General features: G+C 42.6%; 14 protein-coding genes and 1 tRNA gene. 8 read left to right on the top strand and 7 right to left on the bottom strand.

The genetic code is table 11. The features are described 5' to 3' along the window. Positions 1 to 231 precede the first annotated feature (231 nt). The gene (locus tag WAE59_RS18450; RefSeq protein WP_337857455.1) at positions 232 to 2,757 is read left to right on the top strand and encodes a hypothetical protein; all 2,526 of its coding nucleotides are present in this window, start codon (positions 232 to 234) and stop codon (positions 2,755 to 2,757) included. Between the two features lie 67 nt (positions 2,758 to 2,824). Here the strand turns inward: WAE59_RS18450 and WAE59_RS18455 are convergent, their stop codons facing one another. From WAE59_RS18455 to WAE59_RS18465, 3 genes are read right to left on the bottom strand one after another with little or no spacing between them, the layout of a single operon-like run. After that, a complete protein-coding gene (locus WAE59_RS18455; protein ID WP_337857456.1) occupies positions 2,825 to 4,369 on the bottom strand; it encodes a S8 family peptidase in 1,545 nt (514 codons plus the stop codon). A gap of 37 nt (positions 4,370 to 4,406) precedes the next feature. After that, a complete protein-coding gene (locus WAE59_RS18460; RefSeq protein WP_337857457.1) occupies positions 4,407 to 4,844 on the bottom strand; it encodes an RrF2 family transcriptional regulator in 438 nt (145 codons plus the stop codon). Between the two features lie 57 nt (positions 4,845 to 4,901). Beyond that, positions 4,902 to 5,408, bottom strand: coding sequence for a GbsR/MarR family transcriptional regulator (locus WAE59_RS18465; RefSeq protein ID WP_337857458.1), 507 nt, complete (start codon positions 5,406 to 5,408; stop codon positions 4,902 to 4,904). 133 nt (positions 5,409 to 5,541) lie between these two features. Here WAE59_RS18465 and WAE59_RS18470 point away from each other — a divergent pair, with 133 nt between their 5' ends. After that, positions 5,542 to 6,873: a sigma-54-dependent transcriptional regulator gene (locus tag WAE59_RS18470; protein WP_337857459.1), complete on the top strand. Its 1,332-nt coding sequence runs from the start codon at positions 5,542 to 5,544 to the stop codon at positions 6,871 to 6,873. On the opposite strand, the gene WAE59_RS18475 is transcribed toward WAE59_RS18470, so the two are convergent. After that, positions 6,858 to 9,344 carry an ATP-binding response regulator gene (locus tag WAE59_RS18475; protein ID WP_337857460.1) on the bottom strand — a complete coding sequence of 829 codons (2,487 nt, stop codon included), beginning with the start codon at positions 9,342 to 9,344 and terminating at the stop codon, positions 6,858 to 6,860. The two genes, WAE59_RS18470 and WAE59_RS18475, sit on opposite strands and share 16 nt — an antisense overlap. 146 nt (positions 9,345 to 9,490) lie before the next feature. Between WAE59_RS18475 and WAE59_RS18480 the strand changes: the two genes are divergently transcribed. Then, positions 9,491 to 9,563: transfer RNA gene (locus WAE59_RS18480), tRNA-Thr, on the top strand. A 17-nt stretch (positions 9,564 to 9,580) separates the two neighbouring features. Here WAE59_RS18480 and WAE59_RS18485 read toward each other — a convergent pair. Next, positions 9,581 to 10,066 (bottom strand): hypothetical protein, encoded by a 486-nt coding sequence (locus WAE59_RS18485; RefSeq protein WP_337857461.1) that lies wholly within the window; start codon positions 10,064 to 10,066, stop codon positions 9,581 to 9,583. Positions 10,067 to 10,273: 207 nt separating this feature from the next. Between WAE59_RS18485 and WAE59_RS18490 the strand changes: the two genes are divergently transcribed. From WAE59_RS18490 to WAE59_RS18510, 5 genes are all read left to right on the top strand, one after another. After that, on the top strand, positions 10,274 to 12,727 hold the full coding sequence (locus WAE59_RS18490) for a glutaminase family protein (protein ID WP_337857462.1): 2,454 nt from the start codon (positions 10,274 to 10,276) through the stop codon (positions 12,725 to 12,727). A 169-nt stretch (positions 12,728 to 12,896) separates the two neighbouring features. After that, complete coding sequence (locus WAE59_RS18495; RefSeq protein ID WP_337857463.1) at positions 12,897 to 13,301, top strand: hypothetical protein; 405 nt, start codon at positions 12,897 to 12,899, stop codon at positions 13,299 to 13,301. Positions 13,302 to 13,468: 167 nt separating this feature from the next. Then, positions 13,469 to 14,551 (top strand): efflux RND transporter periplasmic adaptor subunit, encoded by a 1,083-nt coding sequence (locus tag WAE59_RS18500; RefSeq protein WP_337857464.1) that lies wholly within the window; start codon positions 13,469 to 13,471, stop codon positions 14,549 to 14,551. Positions 14,552 to 14,582: 31 nt separating this feature from the next. Then, a complete protein-coding gene (locus tag WAE59_RS18505; protein WP_337857465.1) occupies positions 14,583 to 17,759 on the top strand; it encodes an efflux RND transporter permease subunit in 3,177 nt (1,058 codons plus the stop codon). Further along, a complete protein-coding gene (locus tag WAE59_RS18510; RefSeq protein ID WP_337857466.1) occupies positions 17,740 to 19,170 on the top strand; it encodes a TolC family protein in 1,431 nt (476 codons plus the stop codon). Before WAE59_RS18505 ends, WAE59_RS18510 begins: the two co-directional genes overlap by 20 nt. 65 nt (positions 19,171 to 19,235) lie before the next feature. On the opposite strand, the gene WAE59_RS18515 is transcribed toward WAE59_RS18510, so the two are convergent. Continuing rightward, positions 19,236 to 20,357, bottom strand: a complete 1,122-nt coding sequence (locus tag WAE59_RS18515) for a TlpA disulfide reductase family protein (protein WP_337857467.1) — start codon at positions 20,355 to 20,357, stop codon at positions 19,236 to 19,238. 19 nt (positions 20,358 to 20,376) lie between these two features. After that, complete coding sequence (locus WAE59_RS18520) at positions 20,377 to 21,921, bottom strand: PKD-like family lipoprotein (RefSeq protein ID WP_337857468.1); 1,545 nt, start codon at positions 21,919 to 21,921, stop codon at positions 20,377 to 20,379. Between the last annotated feature and the right edge of the window lie 21 nt (positions 21,922 to 21,942).

The following is a 21,942-nucleotide window of genomic DNA, read 5'->3' on the forward strand; positions in this document are numbered from 1 at the left end:
AATTGTTCATTCAAAACGCGCTCTAAAGTCACTTTTATTCATTTTGTTCATTTTTGAGCGCCGAAATGGACCACCAGTCATCGCAATGCTCATAAACAACTATGAATTAGACATTTACAGCAAATACTCACATCTTGTTCATTTTTTAGGCCTGTTGTGCAGGACAGTTCTTGCCTTTTAAAGCATTATATTCGTTATGATCAAGAATGTATCACTCAACTATAAATGATAATGGATGAAGCATTTATCTTAAACGAACTAAGGAGCTTAATTTTATCAAAGACAGGCATCCGTACAATCACACCTGCTGATTGCAAACGGATTTCTATCGAGATCAGCAAGACGCTAAACAAGAATGTGAGCGAGACAACTATAAAAAGGCTGTTTGGTTTTGCTAAGGTGAAACACAATTTTTCAAAATTCACATTAACTACCCTTTCGGAGTATGTGAACGAACCTCATCCTGAAAAAACTTCAGTTCCCGTAAATGTAAGCATACAGACTCCGGTGCGTACCTGGAGAGAAATTCATGAGAAGGCTGTTAAGATTACCGACTTCACCCTGAAGAGCATTAAGAACCGATCGGGCATGCCTTATGAAATGACGATAAGCAGAAAATTCGCTGAACATGATTTCGAAGAGTTCTTTAAAAGCAAATACAGCTTTACCTGCTTCATTTCACAACCTGGTTATGGCCGTACTATTTTGCTCAGTCACCTAGCTGATTTTTTTCATAACAACAAACAAGCACTATATAAAGACTCTACATTATTTTTCATTACAGCAAACAGCTTTTTCAACAGGGAAAACATTGCCTTACACTTTGAAGAACACCTCAAATTACAGCTGGGCATCCATCCGAAGGATACACTTATCAACTACGCAAATAAAAATTACAACCAAACAGGAGGTAAACTGGTTATATTTCTCGATGGCTTTTCAGAGCTGGTATTAAAAAGAGATTTAAAAAAGCAACTTTTTGAAAGCATCATTAATTTTATATGTAGTATTGAGGATAACAATAGTATAAAACTGGTGATGAGTATGAGATCTACAACATGGATCAGATTTCACGATTGTATAAGACATTCAGCTTACCTAAAAACCAAATGGTTTCATGGCAACTATTTTGATATGAATGACATATCAAATGTACCACCCCTTACAGAAAAAGAGGTCGACCTGATCCTTTCCAAAATCCACCATATAAAACTTGAGGAAATCAACCCCAAACTGAAGACGCAATTGAAATTTCCATTGCATATTCAGCTTTATTACCAGCTTAAGGAAGAAGATCCCTATTTCAATTATGCGACAAACATCACTTTTTATGAGTTGATATCCCGGTTTATCCAGGATAAAATATACCGTTCGAATTACTACACGGAGAAAATTCTTTTTCTTAAAAAAATCATTCAACTGACTGACTTCGGCAATAAAGGGAACTCCGTCATGAAGGATGAACTGATCAGTGAACTTTCCGCATTCAAAAATGCCTACATGGAACTGCTTTCAGATGGCATCCTAATGGAAGAGAAAAGCTTACAGGAATACCATCCGAGAGAGTCTGTTCGTTTCATTCACCCACATGTATTCGAGTATTTCCTGTTCATTGAATTGCTGGAGAGATTTCACCTCCGGATAGAAGAGCCATTTTTTCAATATGTAAAAAATGAATTTGCGAGCAACCATTCTAAATTTCAATTGCTCCAATGGGCGATCCGTTTTATTGTCAGGACCGGAGACCTCAGCACACTCGCTTATATTTTCGATTTGGATTTGAATAGTTATGAGCGGTCCTATCTTGTACTGTTCATCGCAGAAAACCTGGATTACAGGACTAAATATAGTCCTGAAACAATTGAATCGCTCAAAAAACACCATCTACATGAACTGATTATCAAAGAACTTCTCAATTTTGATTTCATTGATACTTGCTACAGAGAATCGATCACAGTACTGATGAAAGTTGCTGACAGTGAAAAACACCTGCTGACTTACAACGTTTTGCTTGCCTGCTTTGACATTTTGAGTTTGAATCCCCAGCAAATCAAGACGAGGATGGACATCATTGCCAAATTTCGGACCGATGACTGGAGTATTTCTCCACACGAACTGATCTCTCTAATCTACTCCAAGATTCAAAATAAGGAATTTAAACAGTTACCGGCCGACCATTTCAAAGAACTGATTGACACGAAATCCGGGGAAGCAGTTGAACCAGAACAGGCCCTATCTTACGTTTTGCTTTCCTTACTCAACCTCTTTTATGGCAACCAGGCAAATACTTTAAAAAGAATTTCTGAAATCCCGGACGAACATCCGGATGTACTTTCTAAGAAATCAGCATTCTCAATTTTTACACTGAGTATTTTAGGTCAGGGAAGTATTATGGCCAGTACAACTCAAAAAACTGCCCAACTGGAAAGTATTCTTAAAAAACTGGAAAACCAGCCTGCCAGTTTCGAAATTACCGGATATACAGAATCTCTGATCAGATTGATGCAGGCGGAAAAACTGAAAGAAAACAAAGAGTTTGATCTGGCGCTGCAATATGCTTTTGAAGCCTTGAAATTGTTCAAAAAACACCATCTTCATATCAATGTGCTTTTTGCCTACAACCTGATCATCGACCTGTACCTGGACTCAAGAGAGTTGATCAAAGCCAATGAATACAAATATGAACGCCTATGTTTCATAGAAGAACATCAGATCCCTAACCATCTCTTCATCAATTCAGGAGAGCCGAGACGCTAACAAAAAAAAGCCAGCAGAAACAATGATCTATCATTTCTGCCAGCTTCCCAATCTGCTCAAATGAGTACTATTTTTTATAAGTCTCAGCGAGTTTCAATGCTTCATATGCATTCACTACACCTCCGGTAACACATAGATCCGAAAGTCGATCTACCTTCTGCACAGATTTCATAATAATTTCTTTTACCTGAACGGCCTTCAGTTTAGGATAATATGAACGGATTAATGCCGCTAAGCCCGCAACGACCGGCGCTGCCATGCTTGTTCCATTCAATTTTTGATATTTTGATCCGGGTATTGTAGAGTTAATGTTTACACCTGGTGCAAAAACATCTACTTTGGTTTTTCCAAAATTCGAAAAACTTGCTTTGATAGATTCATTATTCTCCCATCCGGAAGCGCCAACGGTAATCCAGGCTGCAGCTGTTCCGCCTGTAGCATAGTCAGGATTAGGGAAATTAGCTTCTACCTCCAGATTTTTATTGTCATTTCCAGCGGCATGAATGAGCAGGACATCTTTTGACACCGCATATTTCACCGCTTCGTCTACGACCGCTTTATCCCAGGAATAAGCTTTTCCAAAGCTCATGTTAATTACCTTTGCACCATTGTCTACCGCATAGCGAATAGAATTTGCAACATCTTTATCGCGTTCATCTCCATTTGGAGTACTACGTACACCCATAATCAGCACATTATCTGCAACGCCATTGATTCCCAAATCATTATTGCGCTGTGCTCCGATGATACCAGCAACATGTGAACCGTGCATCGCATCAGGTCCGGCAACATCGTTATTGCCGTAAAAACGCTCTTTACTGTTGTTGGGATCATCTCCAACGAGCGGTCTTGGGTCATACTCAAGGTTCAGGTTATAGTCGATCTGCGATTTATAATGATCGTAACCGGGAGCAATCTGCGCATCGTAGAACTCTTTGAAAGTAATTCCTTTCAGTTGCTGTACCATGATCCGCTGAACATTAGCTTCCATCTGATCACCAGGTTTAAAAGCCGAGAAATCATCCGCTGTGGGTTCTGCTTTACCTATTTTCTTCACTACGTTATCTATACCTGCTTTAATAGCTGCGAAACGCTCCAGACCAGTTTTTGCTTCCTGTAGTTCTTTATCGAATTCCGCCTTGTTCTTTTGATAAGCCTGGAATGCTGGTAGATCTGCTGGGGCTACGGAAGTTACATCTGCATTGGCAAATCTCACCTGGTCTCTACGGATCAGACGTGTGAGTTCCAGGGTTTCATGGTTGATGGATCCTTTTGCCGAGCCCAGGAAATTCCAGCCATTGATGTCATCGATGTAACCATTTTTGTCATCGTCCTTACCATTCCCGGCCTTTTCTTTTTTATTGATCCAGATCAGGGATTTTAAATCTTCATGATTGATGTCTACACCACCATCCAATACTGCAACCACTACCTGGGTTGATTTTTTACTTTTCAGAAGTTCTTTATACGCCTTTTCAGTACTGATACCAAAAGTAGAGTCTGTTTTCAGATCCAGATTTTGCCAGTTGGGCTTTTGCGCAAAAGACATAAAGGGCATTACCGCGAGCAGAGAAATACCGAACACACGGCTGCAAAGCATGTTTATTTTCATTTCTATAGAGTTGTTTTAAAGGCGATGAAGTATAAAATTAGTAGATCATTCGCCCATCAGTTTCACGGGCGATGACATCTGCAATAGAGGTTTGTGCAAGTACGTCTAAAGTTGCGTTCCTTACATCGATAAAAGTTTTTCTGATGCCACAAGTGATCTCGTCGTGACATTCATCACATTTGCGATAAAATTTCAGACTGGCACAAGGCACCATTGCAATAGGACCATCAGTGATCCGCAGTATATCTGCCAAAAAAATATCCTTCGGATCCTTATTTAAGCTATACCCTCCCCCAGCACCTTTTTTGCTGTATAAATAACCCGCATTGCGCATGTCCAGAAGGATTTGCTCCAGAAACTTACGGGGAATCATTTCCTGCTCAGCCAATCTCACGATCTGCATCGGCGGATTTTCTCTATTCTTACCAAGCGCAACCAGTGCCTTGATTGCATATTTTGTTTTCTTAGACAGCATATAACAAAGCTAATAAAAAAGATTTATCTAATTATCAAAAGGAACGGTACCAGGGAGCTACTTAAATACCTTCACAATAGCACCCCAAAACCAGCTTTCCTCGGCCTTAAGCATTGTTTCCAATGTCTTATTCACGTTTTTAGCCAGTTTATTGATATCAGTTACGGAAGTTTTAAAAGTCTTGTAAGCGGGGTCGCTTTCTTTTCCTTCTACTTCTGAAAGTTCATTCAACAACTTGATGATCGGATCAAGTTCCCGCTTTTTGCGTTCCTGGGCGACTTGCCGGGCAATATTCCAGGTGTCTTTATCCGCGAAGAAATACTCTTTGCGTTCGCCCGGCCTGTGTTGCTTTTCAATGAGGCCCCAACCAATCAGGTCTCGTAGCGTCATATTGGCATTTCCACGGGAAATACTCAGCTCCTGCATGATGTCTTCAGTAGTCAGTGCCTCTGGAGAGATCAGCAATAATGCATGCACCTGTGCCATAGTTCTGTTGATTCCCCATTCAGAACCGAGTTTACCCCAAGCTTCTATAAATTTCAGTTTTGCCTGTACCAATTCCATTTACAAAGATAACCATACTACTTCACTTTCAAAAACTACTGAAAGTTATTGCAGTCTAAAGGTTATCAATGGCTTTTTAATTTTTTTAGCAATGCTTTTCGTATTTTTGCGTTTCTACTGAAGCGAAATCCCTATGGCAAAAATACTCATCATCGAAGACGACTTAACTTTTTCTCAAATACTAGAAGGTTTCTTAACCAAGCACGGATTTGAGCCGCATGTCGTACACGAGTTAAAAAAGAGTATTGATCTATTGGATCAGCAACGGTTTGACCTGCTTCTTGTCGATTACAGGCTGCCCGATGGTACAGGTCTGGATGTCCTCTCCCACCTGAGGGAACACGGCAATTTGGTGCCGGCAATCATCATGACCAGCTTCAATGATGTACGTACCGCAGTAAAATCGATCCAGCTGGGTGCTCATGACTACATCACGAAACCTGTAAATCCTGATGAACTGCTCATGATCATCAAAAATGCTCTGGGTAAAAAGGAAATTCCCACTCCGTCCGGCAATACGATTGAACATGCTGATGCGATCAAGGGGAAAAGTGCCAATGCAGATAAACTTTATGAACACATCAATCTCGTAGCGCCTACTGACATGTCAGTCATCATTCAGGGAGAGAGCGGCACCGGTAAAGAATATGCAGCCCGTGCATTACATATGCAAAGCAAACGCAATGCAAAACCCTTCGTCGCTATAGACTGTGGTGCTTTGTCCAAAGATCTGGCAGCAAGCGAACTGTTCGGACATGTGAAAGGTGCGTTTACCGGAGCTCTGACTGACAAGAAAGGACAGTTTGAAGCCGCAAACGGTGGCACCTTATTCCTTGATGAGGTAGGAAACCTCAGTTATGAAGTACAGGTCAAGCTACTGAGGGCATTGCAGGAAAGGGTGATCCAGCCATTGGGCAGTACCAAAACCGTAAAGGTGGATGTACGCATCATTACGGCTACCAATGACGATCTCCGTACAAGTGTAGGCAACGGAAGTTTCAGGGAAGACCTATACCATCGCCTGAATGAATTTAAGATCCAGTTACCAGCACTGCGGGAGCGTGGAAAAGATCTGGAGCTCTTTATAAATCATTTTATCACACTATCCAATAAAGAACTGGAGCGCGATGTTAAATACATCTCAGCTGAAGCAAAGGAATTATTACTTCAGTACGACTGGCCCGGAAACTTACGCGAACTGAAGAACGTGATCAAGCGAATGGTTTTACTGACTCCCTCAGATACTGCGGCACTCGACTCACTTCCCGACGAAATGATCATCGCTATAAATCAGGCGCCTAAACCATCAGGATCCGATCTGAAGGCCATCAATGAGGTTAATGAAAAAGCATTGATCATGGAAACCCTGCTCAAAGTAAAATACAATAAATCCAAAGCTGCAAAATTACTCAATATTGACCGCAAAACGCTGTATAGCAAAATGGAACGTTACGAAATAGAGTAAAGTAATTTATCTAATTGCCCCAGTAAGCGCAATAAGTTTTCTTTTTGACTGCTGATGCTGGAAGTCCCCCTTAGTTCCAATTCTAAAGCCCTGAAAGCGGCCGCCAATGCTTTCGCCCCCATCTGCGCGATTCGTCCCGCGAGCCGGTGTGACAATAAACTGAGTACTTCCCGGTCATCACGTTCGAGGGCAGACTTGAGCTCGGCCATATCGTTAACGCAGTCTTCCTTAAAACGCTTCAAAATCTTCTGCAATTGCAGCTCATCTCCAAAAGTCATTTTACGCAAAACACCCAGATCCATCTTTAACTCGTCATCCTCCGGTTCTATAGTGACTGTGCTAAATTCTTCTTCATTAAACTCCAGGGCATTCAGCAGTTCCGCTTCCCGGAAAGGTTTCATAACCAGTCCATCGAAGCCGTTGTTTAAGAGGTACTCCCGTTCATCTGGCAATACCTGTGCAGTAATTGCATAAATTTTCACCTGCTGGCCGACCTTATCCCTAAGCAACCTGCACAGTTCCAATCCGTTCATTTCCGGCATCCGCATATCCATTAATACATAATCTACCTCTGGATCCCAATCTGCATAGAGTAATTGTGCAGGTGAACTGAAACTACGGTACCTGATGTGGTGTCTTTCGAAAATCAGCGCACACAAATCAAGGATTAACTGGTCGTCATCAACCACCCAAACCCTGCGCTCGGAGAGCCTGGTATAATCAGCAACCTGAAGATGTTGGATATCCGGCGCTGTCGCCGACGACAGGCTGAGGTAAACCGTAAATATACTGCCCTGGCCGGGCTTGCTTTTCACATAGATTCTTCCACCCTGCTGCTCTATGAGCGATTTGATAATGGCCAGTCCAAGTCCCGTTCCTTTTGCATTCAATGTCTCGACTTCGTAAACATTTCCTTGTTCGAATTCATTAAAAATCCTTTTGACTTCCTCCTCAGAAAGACCTATTCCTGTATCCTTTACTGCAAACGTAAAATGTAACTGCTCAGCTTGCCGTTTAAAGAAAACGCTGAGACGAACCTCCCCTTCATGGGTAAATTTCACTGCATTTCCAAGCAAGTTATACAGGATCTGCTTTAGCCTGAATGGATCACCATCTACATATCTGGCATCTTCCAGGTCAAATTCAGTGACCATCTTCAGTGACTTCAGTTCGGCTTGTGGCCGCATCACTGAGACGACTTCTTCCAGCAGCTTTTCCATATCGAAAGTAAGCCTGGAAAAAGTAAATTTTCCGGAGATAATGCGGTTGTAGTCCAATACCTCGTTTACGATTTGCAATAAATGTTCAGAAGAATTATAGATAGCCTCTATATCTTTTTTATGAGGATGCTCCTGATGCCTGATCAGCTCTGCGTAACCGATGATAGACTGTAATGGCGTCCGGATTTCATGACTCATATTGGATAAGAAACGCTGTTTCGCCTGCCCGTGATATTCTGCTTCGTCCCTGGCCAACTCAAGTTCATTCCGGTACCGGCCACTTCTGGTAATATCTGTTAAGATCAGGTAAAGCAGTACCCCCGTCAGTGCGACGAATACCAGCATGATGATACTCATGGTATCTATACTTGTACTGACGACCCGTTTCGCCTGCTGCCCGTTTTCTTCGATCTGGCTAACCACTTCTGCCTCCACTTTTCGCAGCACATCCAACATCTGACTGACCAATGTGGCGTTGATATTGGCCAGACTGGCTTCCCTGTTTAGGAAACTTACATTTTTCTTACGCTGTTCTTTCTCTATCGTCCGTATAGATTCTTCCAGGCTTTTCGTCAATTTGTCTTCAGCAGAAAGTGCAATGGTATCCCGCTTAACTTTTTCTTCACTGACAATCTTAAAAGAATTGTCATCAGCCGCCTTACGCTTACCAAAGAGCTTGCTGAAAAACCCCCTGGGTTTTTCTTCTGTTGGATAGATGGTTGTAGTGGAAGTTTTCTCTTCAGTGGCCAGAATGGTGCTGTCGCCCTGTTCAGAGCTCCTGGAAACGATATTATTCAGATCCTGCACCTGCTTCGAGAAAGATTTATTGTTGACCAAGCGCTCCCTTACAGTAAGGTAATTCACAAACTGTTTGTCTCGTGCACTGAGTAATTTTTTGATGCGTTTGATGCGATCCAATTGTAAGGAATCACCATTATAAAGCATGGCAAGCGTATCCAATACCATTCGCAGTTCCCTGCTTTCCTTAAACAACTTCGTGTAATTGCTGGGGTCATTAAAAGCCTGACGCTTTTGGAGCTGGTCGAGGCTGCCTATTTTCCTTGAGATTACGTTTACCACCCGCAGACGTTCGCTTGGTGCAGAGATGTTGTCAACCGTAGTAAGCATCTCTTTAAAAGCTACACGGCTCACTGCCCAGGCCATAAACAGGGCAAAGCAGGCGAGCAATAGCGCGATGATCACTTTTCCTTTAATGGCTTTTATAAAACTCTTCCTTGGAACGGTACTCATTAGGTTGATTTAAACTATAACGGGCAATTTGTCCAAATGTTTGACATACCCGCTTAACTCAGCGAAAAGCGATGTGTTTCCTGACTTAAAAATAAAATAATTTGCACAGAACTAATAAATTTCTAATTTTGCGGCCATAGAAAAAAGCCTCCTTAGCTCAGCTGGTAGAGCAACTGACTTGTAATCAGTAGGTCATTGGTTCGATTCCGATAGGAGGCTCTTTTTTCACTCCCTTATCACTGCTCACATGGAACCGGAGCGAAGGTAAATCTGCCTTTTTCAAAATTGATCGGCTTTCCTTTTACAAAATAAGAACGTCCCAGACTGGTTTCTATCTGTCCAACACCCAATATCAATTTTCCGTCCTTTTTCAGTAAAGCCAATGGATTTTTATATACTGTTTCATTCGTAGTACCGATCTTAAAAGTATAGTCTACAAACAGGGTATCGCCCTTATATACTCCTTCAATTTCACCATCATTCTTACCTTTTTCCTGAAAGTTGATCAGCAATCTGCCCTTAACTTTACCGTCACCCAAAGTATTGACCGACAAACTGGCGGTATCCTGTTGATCAACTGCTTTAAAACATCCGGTGCTAATGACTGTGTCTGCAAGCTTAGCCAGACTATCTGTTTTTTCTGAACCAGATTGACTACTTTGTCCACAGCCAAACAAAAACAGAGCAGCAGCGGTCGCGAAATAAGGGAATGGATTTTTCATAGTGATTTCTTTATTAATTAATGATTCAATATAGCCATTATTACTGGAATAGCTCAAACATCCGGATCTTCCGGTTTCAAAACAACATACAAAAACATTTGATGGTTTGTGTCAAAAGCTCATCAATTCGTCTCAATCTCTGTTTAAATCACCTTTCAATGCTTTTTTTCAGTTAAACTTGTTCTGTTAAAAAACACCGTTAACCAAATGAAATCAAAAAAATTGACCACACTTGCCTTTGCGGCAATGTTAGCTTTTCAGGCCATTGGCCAGGAACGGAAAGCCCCATCCTATCCGCTGATTACACACAATCCCAATTTCAGCATCTGGTCCAATACCGATCAGCTCAATACCTCTACGACCACTCACTGGACAGGTGCAGATCACTCTCTTCTGGGTCTGATCAACGTAGACGGTAATGTGTACCGGTTCCTTGGAAAAGAAGAAGCTAACTATAAAACGATCGTGCCAAGTTCAGAAGAGCATGCTTATACCGTAAAATACACAGAAGCAAAACCTAATGGAGAATGGACCGCTGCAACCTATGCTGCTGCAGACTGGAAATCAGGTGAAGCACCCATTGGCGACAGTAAAGATTCGAAGACCAAATGGAGATCCAATGACATCTGGGTACGTCGTGCATTTAACATTAGCAACCCGGCTGGCATTAATGAACTTTTCTTGAAAATGAATCATGATGACAATATCGAGGTTTACCTGAACGGCAAAAAAGTATATGAAAAAACAGGCTGGACCAATACCTTCCAGTATTTTCCGATCAACAAATCTCAACTCAAAGCAGGACAGAATGTAATCGCGATCCACCTCGCCAATAGTGCAGGCGGTCGCTACCTGGACTTTGGTCTGGTAGACAGACAAAAAGACAATGGCGCAAAGATCCAGTTGGCCAAACAAAAGGAAGTAGAAGTAACAGCCACACAGACGATCTATAATTTCAGTTGCGGAAAAGTAGATCTAAAACTGACCTTCACCTCTCCCCTGCTCATGAATGACCTGGGTTTACTGGCTCGCCCGGTTTCCTACATTACTTATAACGTGCAGTCGAATGATAGTAAAACGCATGCGGTAAAAGTATTTTTGAGTGCTTCATCTGACATTGCAGTCTACCGTCCTGCACAGGAAGTAACTGCAAAAAAATACAACACATCAAAGCTCAGCATCCTGAAAACAGGTACTGTAGAACAACCTATCCTGCAAAAAGGTGCTGACGATATGCGTATCGACTGGGGTTATTTTTATGTCGCGGCGCCTAAAAGCAATGATGTACAGCAGTTTGTTTCCAATGCAAGCAACGCAGCAGATGCATTCAGAAACAATACCTACAATTACAACGTATCAAAGGGTAAAAAACTAGCGTTGAATACGGTAACATCTATGGGTACTGTCGGTAAAACGCCGGTAGAAAGATTTGTGACGCTGGCTTATGACGAGATCTATTCCATTCAATACTTCAAAAAGAACCTAAGACCCTGGTGGAATACTTCTGGTAAAGAAACCATTGAAGGTCAGATCACAGATGCTGTAAATGAATACAAGTCAGTGATGCAGAAATGTGAGAACTTCAACAAAGCAGTTTATGCAGATGCACTTCAATCGGGTGGCAAAGAATACGCACATTTATGTATTCTTGGTTACCGTCAGAGCATCGCAGCACATACTTTGGTAAAAAGCCCGGAGCGCGAAATACTTTGGCTATCTAAAGAAAACAACAGTGGTGGTTTTATCAACACAGTTGACGTAACCTACCCTTCTGCCCCATTATACCTGATCTACAACCCGTCATTGCTACAGGGCATGCTGAATGGTATTTTCTATTTTAGCGAAAGTGGAAAGTACCCACACCCATGGGCAGCACACGATTTGGGAACTTATCCATTGGCCAATGGACAGACTTATGGCGAACCAATGCCTGTTGAGGAATCTGGCAATATGATCATACTGACAGCTGCCATTACCAAAGCACAGGGTAATGCTGACTATGCTAAAAAACATTGGAAAACATTGACTACCTGGGTAGACTACCTGACTAAAGAAGGTTTGGATCCAAAAACACAATTGTGTACCGATGATTTCGCCGGACACCTTGCCAGAAACGCGAACTTATCTGTAAAAGCGATTGTAGGTATAGCCTGTTATGCACAGATGGCAGAGACATTGGGATATACGGAGACTGCCAGCAAATACAGGGCGATAGCCGAAAGTATGGTTCCAAAATGGATGGAAATGGCTGATGCAGGTGACCACTACGCCCTGACTTTCGACAATAAAAATACCTGGAGCCAGAAGTACAATCTGGTTTGGGACAAAGTCTTGAGCCTAAATTTGTTTCCTCAGAAAATCTACGATATGGAAACCAAATATTACCTGACAAAACAGAATAAATTTGGTATTCCCCTGGATAGCAGAAAAGCTTATACTAAAAATGACTGGATCCTTTGGACTGCAACTTTCGCACCAACGCAAAAAGAGTTTGAAGCTTTGGTAGCCCCAGTATACAGACATGCGATAGAGACAGAATCCAGAGTACCACTGAACGATTTTTATGATTCCAATACCGGGATCCGCGACAATTTTAAAGCCAGAAGCGTAGTTGGCGGTTTCTATATGAAACTCTTTGCTGATAAGCTAAAGGCGAAATAATCATCCCCATTTTATGATTGAAAGCCCCGCAAAATTGCGGGGCTTTTTTGCTACAGAAATCTTTTTTTCTGTAGCTGATATACCCCAAAAGCAATAATTGACAAAATTTTGACCGTTAAAAAGTGTTAACCCGACACTAACTGTCGTAACCAATGTTATTTTTGCGGCCATGATTAGGGCTATAGTTGTATTCTTCTTCTTTTTATTCTCTCTATTGACAGGGAGCTTTGAGAAAAGCTATGCAATTCATGCGAGCGGCCATAGTGATACCCCTAAATATCATATAGAAAAACTGCAGCAAAGCAAAATTGGGCTTTTCAGCCATGATTTTGCAGTCTATAAGAACGGTAACCTGGCTGATAAAAGAGAAGATTTTGTCAGTATCAGTGACGAAGATGAAGATCTGGTTTGCAGTCGCAAACAAATAGTAACCAGCAAATCCATCGTTGCCCTAGCCTGCAGTTTCACACTCCATCATTTTTACAATTATCCTAAAAACCGCCTGCCTTTCTGCAGTCATTTATCTTACACATCTTCCTACAAGTACATTCTCCAAAGAGTCCTGAGGATTTGATACCCATTCTACTTTAGGCAACCTAACATTCAAAGTACCATTTGTTGAGGTCTTCGTACTTCAATCACATTGATGTACTGTGCGTTTGCTATGGAAAGCCTGTATCCAAAAACGGGGAATTCTGATCCCTGAAAATCAAATTGCTTAACCACCATTTTTATAACACCATGAAGAGAATTGCAATACTCGTGTGCTTATGCACATTATTGTGCCATGCCGGCTGTACATCAAAAAAAGAAGAAAAAGAAGAAGCAGAACAATATACAGTGACCAATCCTGTAAAAATTGATACTTCTTTTACCAAAGAATATGTTTCTCAGATTAAATCTGTTCGAAACATCGAAATCCGTGCCCAGGAAAAAGGTTTTTTACAAAATATTTATGTGGATGAAGGTCAGTTTGTAAAAGCTGGTCAGGTATTGTTCAGGATTATGCCAAAGGTGTATGAAGCCGAATTGCTGAAAGCTCAGGCAGAAGAAAAATCCGCAGAAATAGAATTACAGAATACAAGCCTGCTTTCCGAGAAGAACGTAGTGTCAAAAAATGAACAGGCAGTTGCCCAGGCTAAACTTCAGGCCGCAAGGGCAGAAGTCGCCTTGGCCAAACTCCATTTAGGCTTTACTGAAATCAGGGCGCCATTTGACGGCACCATCGACCGCATTCCTTTAAAACTAGGCAGTCTTATAGATGAGGGAGAACTGCTAACCAGTCTGTCAGACAATAGCCAGATGTTTGCTTATTTCAATGTTTCTGAACCAGAGTACCTTCAATATCAGACAGACCAAAAAGACCGTGCCGGAACTCACGTAAATCTGCTTCTGGCAAACGGAGAAGCCTTTAAATACAAGGGGAATGTAGAAGTTATTGAGAGTGAGTTCAACAATGAAACTGGCGCCATTGCTTTTAGGGCAAGGTTCGAGAATCCGGGCAAATTACTTAGAAACGGTGAAACCGGAAAAGTTCAGATGTTGGTTCCCCTGAAAAATGCCATCGTAATTCCGCAAAAATCGACCTACGAAATTCAGGACAAGAAATATGTCTTTATCGTAGATAAAAACAATAAAGTGAACGCGCGGGAAATCACAATTACAGGCGAAATCCCGGATTTATATGTAGTAAGCACCGGACTTACAGAAAGTGATAAAATTTTATTGGAAGGCGTTCAGAAAGTCAAAGAAAATGACAAAATCAAATTTGAATATGAATCACCCAATACGGTTTTGAGTCATTTGCGCTTAAAAGCGGAATAGGTCTTTTGGTTTAATCATTAATAATTATAAAATGTTTAATAAATTCATTAAAAGACCTGTACTGTCGATAGTCATATCGCTGGTGATCGTCTTTCTAGGGGTACTTTCGGTAATGAATTTGCCGATTACCCAATTTCCGTCCATATCTCCTCCAATGGTCAATGTAACGGCAGATTATCCTGGGTCAAACGGTGAGCTGATGATCAAATCAGTCGTTATTCCTTTAGAAAGGGCATTAAATGGCGTTCCCGGAATGAAATACATGACTTCTGATGCCGGAAATGATGGCGAAGCAAGTATCCAGATTGTATTTAACTTAGGTACCGATCCCAATCAGGCAGCCATCAACGTCCAAAATCGTGTCGCTTCTGTGACCAATAAATTACCGCCATTGGTGGTGCGGGAAGGAGTAAAAATCACCCGTGAGGTACCAAGTATGTTGATGTATGTGAACCTCTACAGCACGGATAAAAATACCGACATGAAGTTTTTATACAACTACGCAGACATCAACGTGCTGTCAGAACTGAAGCGGGTAAATGGTGTTGGATCCGGCGATATCCTGGGTACGCGTGAATATGCAATGCGGATTTGGCTAAAGCCTGACCGCATGCTGGCTTATAAAATATCTGCCGATGAGGTTATGGAGGCCCTGTCAAGTCAAAGTTTGGAAGCTTCGCCTGGAAAGACTGGGGAGAGCTCCGGTAAGCGCTCCCAGGCATTTGAATATGTATTGAAGTATTCAGGCCGTTTTACCACCAAAGAACAATATGAAAACATTGTGGTAAGATCAAATAGCAATGGCGAGCTCCTGCGCTTAAAAGACATCGCAAAAGTTGAATTTGGCAGTTCGATGTATGACATCTACTCCAACTTAAACAGCAGACCATCTGCGGCCATTGTCTTGAAACAATCTTTTGGAAGTAATGCCAATCAGGTGATTGAAGACGTTAAAGCAAAACTGGAGAAAATAAAGCGTTCCTTTCCAAAGGGGATGGATTATGAAATTTCTTATGATGTTTCCAAGTTTCTGGATGCCTCTATAGAAAAAGTAATTCACACCTTGATCGAAGCATTTATCTTAGTTGGTCTCGTGGTGTTTCTTTTTCTGGGCGACTGGCGTTCTACAGTCATCCCTGCGATTGCAGTACCTGTTTCATTGGTCGGGACTTTTGTGTTCATGCAATTTTTCGATATATCACTGAATCTGATCACCCTGTTTGCCCTGGTTCTGGCTATAGGTGTGGTAGTGGATGATGCCATTGTGGTGATTGAAGCCGTTCATGCCAAGATGGAGGAAGAGCATCTTTCGCCATACAAGGCTACCAAAAAAGCAATGCATGAAATTGCCGGCGCCATCATAGCCATTACTTTCCTGATGGCTGCAGTATTCATTCCGGTTGCTTTTATGTCTGGCCCTGTTGGGGTCTTTTACAGGCAGTTTTCGATCACAATGGCAACAGCCATTATCTTATCAGGTATCGTAGCCCTGACTTTGACGCCGGCACTCTGCGCCATGATGCTAAAAAACAACCATGGTAAACCAAGGAAGAAAACGCCGGTAAATAGATTTATTGATGGTTTCAATAACAAGTTTAACCTAGCGCAAGGTAAATACCAGGATGTACTGGGCAAAATTGTAAACAGAAGAGCGGTTACTATAGTGGTGCTGCTGGTTTTTTGCGCAGGAACATGGCTCATCAGCAGCACAGTTCCTTCCGGATTTATTCCAAATGAAGACCAGGGAATGTTTTACGCGATTATCCAAACGCCTCCAGGCTCATCATTGGAAAGAACGAATGACATTTCGGAGCAATTGCAGAAGATGGCCGAAAAAATAGATGGGGTGAAATCTGTCTCCTCATTAGCAGGTTACGAAATTCTGACCGAAGGTACCGGCTCCAATGCAGGTACCTGTCTGATCAACTTAAAAGACTGGAGTGATAGAAAGGAATCAGTACAGGAGATCATGACAGAACTGGAAGAAAAATCAAAAGATATCCCCGGAGCCAACATTGAGTTCTTCCAACCACCGGCAGTGCCCGGATATGGAGCAGCAGGGGGATTTGAACTTCGTTTGCTGGATAAAACAGGGACAACTGACTTCAAAAAGCTAGAGGCAGTAAACAAAGATTTTGTAGAAGAACTGCAGAAACGTCCTGAACTATCTAATGTTTTCAGCTTCTTTAGTGCCAGCTTTCCTCAGTATATGATGAAAGTAGATAATGATTTGGCGCAACAAAAAGGCGTTTCTATTGAAAATGCGATGAATACCTTATCGACCCTTGTAGGCAGTAACTACGAAATCAGCTTCATCAAATACGGGATCAATTATAAAGTTATCGTTCAGGCAGCTCCGGAATACCGCGCACAACCCGACGATATCCTAAAGCTCTATGTCAAGAACAATCATGATGAAATGGTGCCTTACTCTGCTTTTATGAAACTGGAAAAGGTATATGGTCTGTCAGAAATTACCCGGCACAACATGTATACCTCTACTGAAATCAGCGGTGCTGCCGCTCCCGGATATAGTAGCGGAACAGCCATTAAGGTCATTCAGGAAGTTGCTGCCAAAAAACTGCCCCGGGGATACGACATTGACTGGGCCGGTATTTCTGCAGATGAAGTCGCACAGGGCAATCAGGCAATTTGGGTATTCCTGATCTGTTTGGGTTTCGTTTACCTGGTACTGGCAGCTCAGTATGAAAGTTTTATTCTGCCACTATCTGTGGTGCTTTCTTTGCCGGCAGGGATTTTCGGTGCATTCCTTCTGCTCAAACTCACGGGATTAGAAAATAACATTTATGCCCAGGTGGCGATGGTCATGCTCATCGGCCTATTGGGTAAAAATGCCGTATTGATCGTAGAGTTTGCCATCCAGCGACATGCAGCGGGCAGATCCGTTCTTGAAGCCGCAATGGAGGGAGCTAAAGCCAGATTCCGGCCTATTTTAATGACTTCATTTGCTTTTATAGCAGGCTTGATCCCACTCGCCTTGGCAACTGGCCCTGGTAAAATCGGGAATAGGACAATAGGCACCGCAGCCGCAGGTGGTATGCTCATAGGAACCATTTGTGGTGTCTTTGTGATTCCAGGTCTGTATTACATTTTCGGAAGAATTGCAGAGCGCTATAAACTGGTAAAACATGAAGAAGAAAATCCATTAACTGAAGAAATTGACCACAATGAAATACAGCACATATAAATACCTGGGCTTGCTTTGCATTTGCCTGGGCATAGCAAGTTGTAAAATCCCGGAGATCGTACAGCAAACTGAAAATACCCATACGCCAGGGGCCTATCTGGACGGCAAAGACAGCACCAATATGGCAAGCCTGGATTGGAAGCATTTTTTTAAAGACCAAAATCTGGTGAACCTGATCGATACCGCCGTCATGCGCAATCAGGAGTTGATGATCACCCTACAGGAGATCGAAATGGCGAAAAACGACGTGAAGCTGAGGCAGGGACAAATCCTGCCCAGCGTAGGCGCTAAGCTTGGTCTCGGTGTAGAAAAGGTGGGAAGATATACCAGTCAGGGAGCTGGCGATGCCTCTACAGAAATTGCTCCCGGAAAGGAAACACCAGATCCGTTAATGGATTATGGTGCAGCTTTGTATGCCAACTGGGAAGTAGATATCTGGAAGAAATTACACAACTCCAAGAAGGCCGCTGTGAGCAGGTACCTGGCTACTGTGGAGGGCAAGAATTTCGTAATTACCAACCTGATCGCCGAAGTAGCCAATTCCTACTACGAACTGCTCGCGCTGGATAACCAGTTTGAGATTGTAAAACAAAGTATTCAACTGCAGAAGAATGGTTTTGAAATTGTTAAAATTCAGAAAGAAGCCAGTAGGGCTACGGAACTGGCTGTTCAGAAATTTAGGGCCGAGGTACTCAACTCCCAGAGTCTGGAGTTTGAGATCAGACAAAAGATCAAAGAGACAGAAAACAGGATCAATTTCTTACTTGGCCGTTATCCTCAGGAGATTCCAAGGGATAAAAGCAATTTTCTGGACCTTGTTCCTGCAGAAGTACGCTCAGGTGTTCCTTCGCAGCTGCTCGCCAACCGGCCAGATATCAGAAAGGCCGAACTGGAACTGGCTGCCGCCAAATTGGATGTAAAGGTGGCAAGGGCAGAATTTTATCCTTCTTTAGGTATTTCTGCTGCATTCGGATTGCAAGCCTTTAACCCCTCCTATCTGGTAAAATTTCCAGAGTCGATGTTGTATTCATTAGCAGGGGACCTTGCCGGACCGCTAATCAATAGGGCTGGTATCAAAGCAGAATTCCGAAATGCGAATTTGCGTCAGCTGCAGGCAATGTATAACTATGAACGCGTTATTTTAAATGCCTATCTGGAAGTATCCACGCAACTCTCAGGCATCAATAACCTGCAGAGCAGCTATAACCTGAAAGCGGAGCAAGTCGCAGCGCTGAACAAGTCTATCGACATTTCCAATGACTTGTTTAAGTCTGCCCGGGCAGATTACCTCGAAGTCCTGATGACACAAAGAGATGCACTGGAAGCTAAGCTGGAACTGATAGAGACGAAGAAAAAGCAGCTCAGTGCTGCAGTAACAGTTTACCAGGAACTGGGTGGAGGCTGGAAATAATACTTAAAAACAAAGCTGCCTTACGAAGAGTAAAGCAGCTTTGTTTTTTCATAGGTAAATCTCTATTACTTAGTCAGATCCTTAATCTTGTTATAAAGCGTCTCTGCCCGAAGATTGGTGGCTACAACTTTGCCTTTACTGTCTACCAGCACATTCTGTGGGATGGCACGGATATTATAAAGTACTGCTGCGGGCTCCTTCCATCCTTTAAGGCTGGAAACATGGTACCAGGGCATGCCATCTTTTTCTATAGCTGCTTTCCATTTAGCTCCATCATCGTCCAGAGAAACACTAAATACAGTAAAACCTTTTTCCTTAAATGCATTAAAGGCTTTCACTACGTTCGGATTTTCTTTCCTGCATGGCCCACACCAACTTGCCCAGAAATCGACCAGTGTATATTTATTTTTGGTGATCACCTCTTTCAAGCTCAACTGTTTGCCTTCTGGGGTGGTGGATATAAAGTCCAGAAAAGGTTCTCCAGTCAGTTTCCCTTTGGTGGCCAGCAACCTTTCTCCAAATCGTTTGCCAAGGACCGTAGCTTTCAGTTCAGGGCTCAGCAACGCATAGTGCGGATAAGTGGTTTCATAATTTGCAAGCACTCCGGGCGCACTTTTATCTAAATAATAAAGTGAGATGTAAGAAGCGGGATATTCCTTTGCAAACTGATGGATGGTTTTGTTTCTGAAACTGGTGTAAGCATCCACCCCTGACATTACTTTGGTCAGGTAAGCTTTCTTCTCTTCTCCCTCCGGCATCTTTTTCCAGGCACTGATCGCATTGAAGAACTTGTCCTCTTCCGGTCTGAGCCTTTTTGCCAGTTGTTCATGCTCAACCGCCAATTTGGTGCCGCTGATGTTGGCGCGGTGAATGGAATCTTTCGCGGCCAGCTTTACCGTTCCCTCGGATAAAAACAGGTCAATTCTATCGCCATCTTCACGACCTCCCAGGCTCAATATGCCCACCGTAGCTGCGCTTACAGTGCCGGTCAATTTAAATGTCCCCTTTTTCACTACTACACTATCAGCTTTCTTGACTTCTGCATCTTCATAAAAAAGCTTGATGAATTTGCCCTCAGATTTCTGGTTTATTTTACCTTCAACAGTAAATGTCTGGGATTGGGAAAATGCCGACAGCGATACGAAAGAAAGCGCCAGAATGATCTTCGTTGATTTTATTAAGTTCATGTTCTTTATTTAAATTTATTTAGTTAACCGCTCTCCAGTTGATGTCTTTTATCTTAACCAGGCCCGACCAGCTACTTTTTAATGGTGCGGTCAGCTCTACTACATTTGGATTTGTACCCACCGTAAAACGACGCAAGGTTCCCTTCGTGGTAGCATTATAGGTGGCCACATAAAGGCTGTTCTGTAAATAATCTACCTGAGTATCAAATTTCAACATGGTAATCTGGTCGCCACCGGTCTGTGTATATTCATAGAACCGCTCATTTCCGGGGTTGTAATCGTAAGCATATAGCCGGTTACCCACTGCATAAAACACCACTGTTCTATTAGATGAAAAGGCGTAAAAGCTGGCTTTATCAAAATCTCTTGCAATCGGTGACACCACGTATGCTGCACGTTTTGCAGGAGTTGCTACTGCATAGAATTTATAGATGTGGTGCACATTGGCCGGATCTTTCATGATCGCAAAGGTATTGCCATTGGTAGAACCGCCATCTATGTTTCTGGTGTTTTCTGCATATACCAATTTTCGGCCGGTTGCGGCCTGGTTCCAAGGGAAGGGATCAGCGGGGGCATCCGTGAGGACTGTCGACGCTATACCCAATCCAAAATTCGAATAGTTGAGGAAACGCTGGTTTACGGTATCATACCACATTACAGTCGTCATGTTAGCTGTAGAATAGAGTAAATAAGGTGCAGCGGGAATCCGGACATTCTGTGCAGCAGCCACACGGTTAATGGGGTTGTTATAAAAATCTCCACCGTTGATTGCTAACCATGCGGCAAAAATATCTCCTGCTTTAGTCAACATCACCCGGTAACTAGTTGTACTGATATTACCTGCTGCCGTTCTGATCTGGGGCGCTATCACAATAGGATTGGAGGTTTGCGGATCTATAGTTTCAGAGGTGTACAAAAGTTTACTCATGTTATTGCCAGGTGTAGCTTTCATAGTCACGCGATCGAAATAGTAAGAGCCGCTCCTGGTCATGGTCCAAAGCTTCACGTACTCATCGAGCCCACCTCCGGTGTGTTGCATACTCACTGGCTCCCGAAGTCTTGGTAATCCGCTTTCAGAAAGAATATTTTTCAGGAGCAGGGTATCGTTTTGCATAGAGAGCATTTCTGCTTCGGCAAAGCCCTGTTCGTCTTCCCCCATGATCATCCAGCCGCGGGAGTATGGTGTCCCGATGGTTAGATCGGCATTTGCCTGCCACTCTACTCCAGTCTGCTTATCGCGTATGCGATAATACAGTTTGTAGGAGAGAGGCGCAAGAGTTACAGGGTAGTTCAGATCCTTGAAACGCCCGATGGTATCTATATTGAGTCCTTCTCTTGCCATCCAAAGGTAGCGGTACCTTGTGGTGTCCCCTCCGTCCATTGTAGCTGACAGGTTTGGCTTGATCCGCAGCGTATCAACTCCCCGACGGGCAGTATATGCACTATTAACGCCGGTTATCTTCACGTCGTTAATTTCATGATAATCATAGTTCCCCAGGTCCTTAGAGCAGGAACTAATCAATAAGGCAAAAACGAATAGAATGGTATATTGATATGTTTTCATGTTGATTTTCTATTTAAGGGT

Origin of the sequence: Pedobacter sp. GR22-6 (assembly GCF_037402555.1) — a bacterium.
Classification (GTDB): domain Bacteria; phylum Bacteroidota; class Bacteroidia; order Sphingobacteriales; family Sphingobacteriaceae; genus Pedobacter.

Coding starts and splice junctions, on each gene's coding strand:
- WAE59_RS18450 (WP_337857455.1), top strand. CDS start 232: ATGGATGAAGCATTTATCTTAAACGAACTAAGGAGCTTAATTTTATCA.
- WAE59_RS18455 (WP_337857456.1), bottom strand. CDS start 4,369: ATGAAAATAAACATGCTTTGCAGCCGTGTGTTCGGTATTTCTCTGCTC.
- WAE59_RS18460 (WP_337857457.1), bottom strand. CDS start 4,844: ATGCTGTCTAAGAAAACAAAATATGCAATCAAGGCACTGGTTGCGCTT.
- WAE59_RS18465 (WP_337857458.1), bottom strand. CDS start 5,408: ATGGAATTGGTACAGGCAAAACTGAAATTTATAGAAGCTTGGGGTAAA.
- WAE59_RS18470 (WP_337857459.1), top strand. CDS start 5,542: ATGGCAAAAATACTCATCATCGAAGACGACTTAACTTTTTCTCAAATA.
- WAE59_RS18475 (WP_337857460.1), bottom strand. CDS start 9,344: ATGAGTACCGTTCCAAGGAAGAGTTTTATAAAAGCCATTAAAGGAAAA.
- WAE59_RS18485 (WP_337857461.1), bottom strand. CDS start 10,066: ATGAAAAATCCATTCCCTTATTTCGCGACCGCTGCTGCTCTGTTTTTG.
- WAE59_RS18490 (WP_337857462.1), top strand. CDS start 10,274: ATGAAATCAAAAAAATTGACCACACTTGCCTTTGCGGCAATGTTAGCT.
- WAE59_RS18495 (WP_337857463.1), top strand. CDS start 12,897: ATGATTAGGGCTATAGTTGTATTCTTCTTCTTTTTATTCTCTCTATTG.
- WAE59_RS18500 (WP_337857464.1), top strand. CDS start 13,469: ATGAAGAGAATTGCAATACTCGTGTGCTTATGCACATTATTGTGCCAT.
- WAE59_RS18505 (WP_337857465.1), top strand. CDS start 14,583: ATGTTTAATAAATTCATTAAAAGACCTGTACTGTCGATAGTCATATCG.
- WAE59_RS18510 (WP_337857466.1), top strand. CDS start 17,740: ATGAAATACAGCACATATAAATACCTGGGCTTGCTTTGCATTTGCCTG.
- WAE59_RS18515 (WP_337857467.1), bottom strand. CDS start 20,357: ATGAACTTAATAAAATCAACGAAGATCATTCTGGCGCTTTCTTTCGTA.
- WAE59_RS18520 (WP_337857468.1), bottom strand. CDS start 21,921: ATGAAAACATATCAATATACCATTCTATTCGTTTTTGCCTTATTGATT.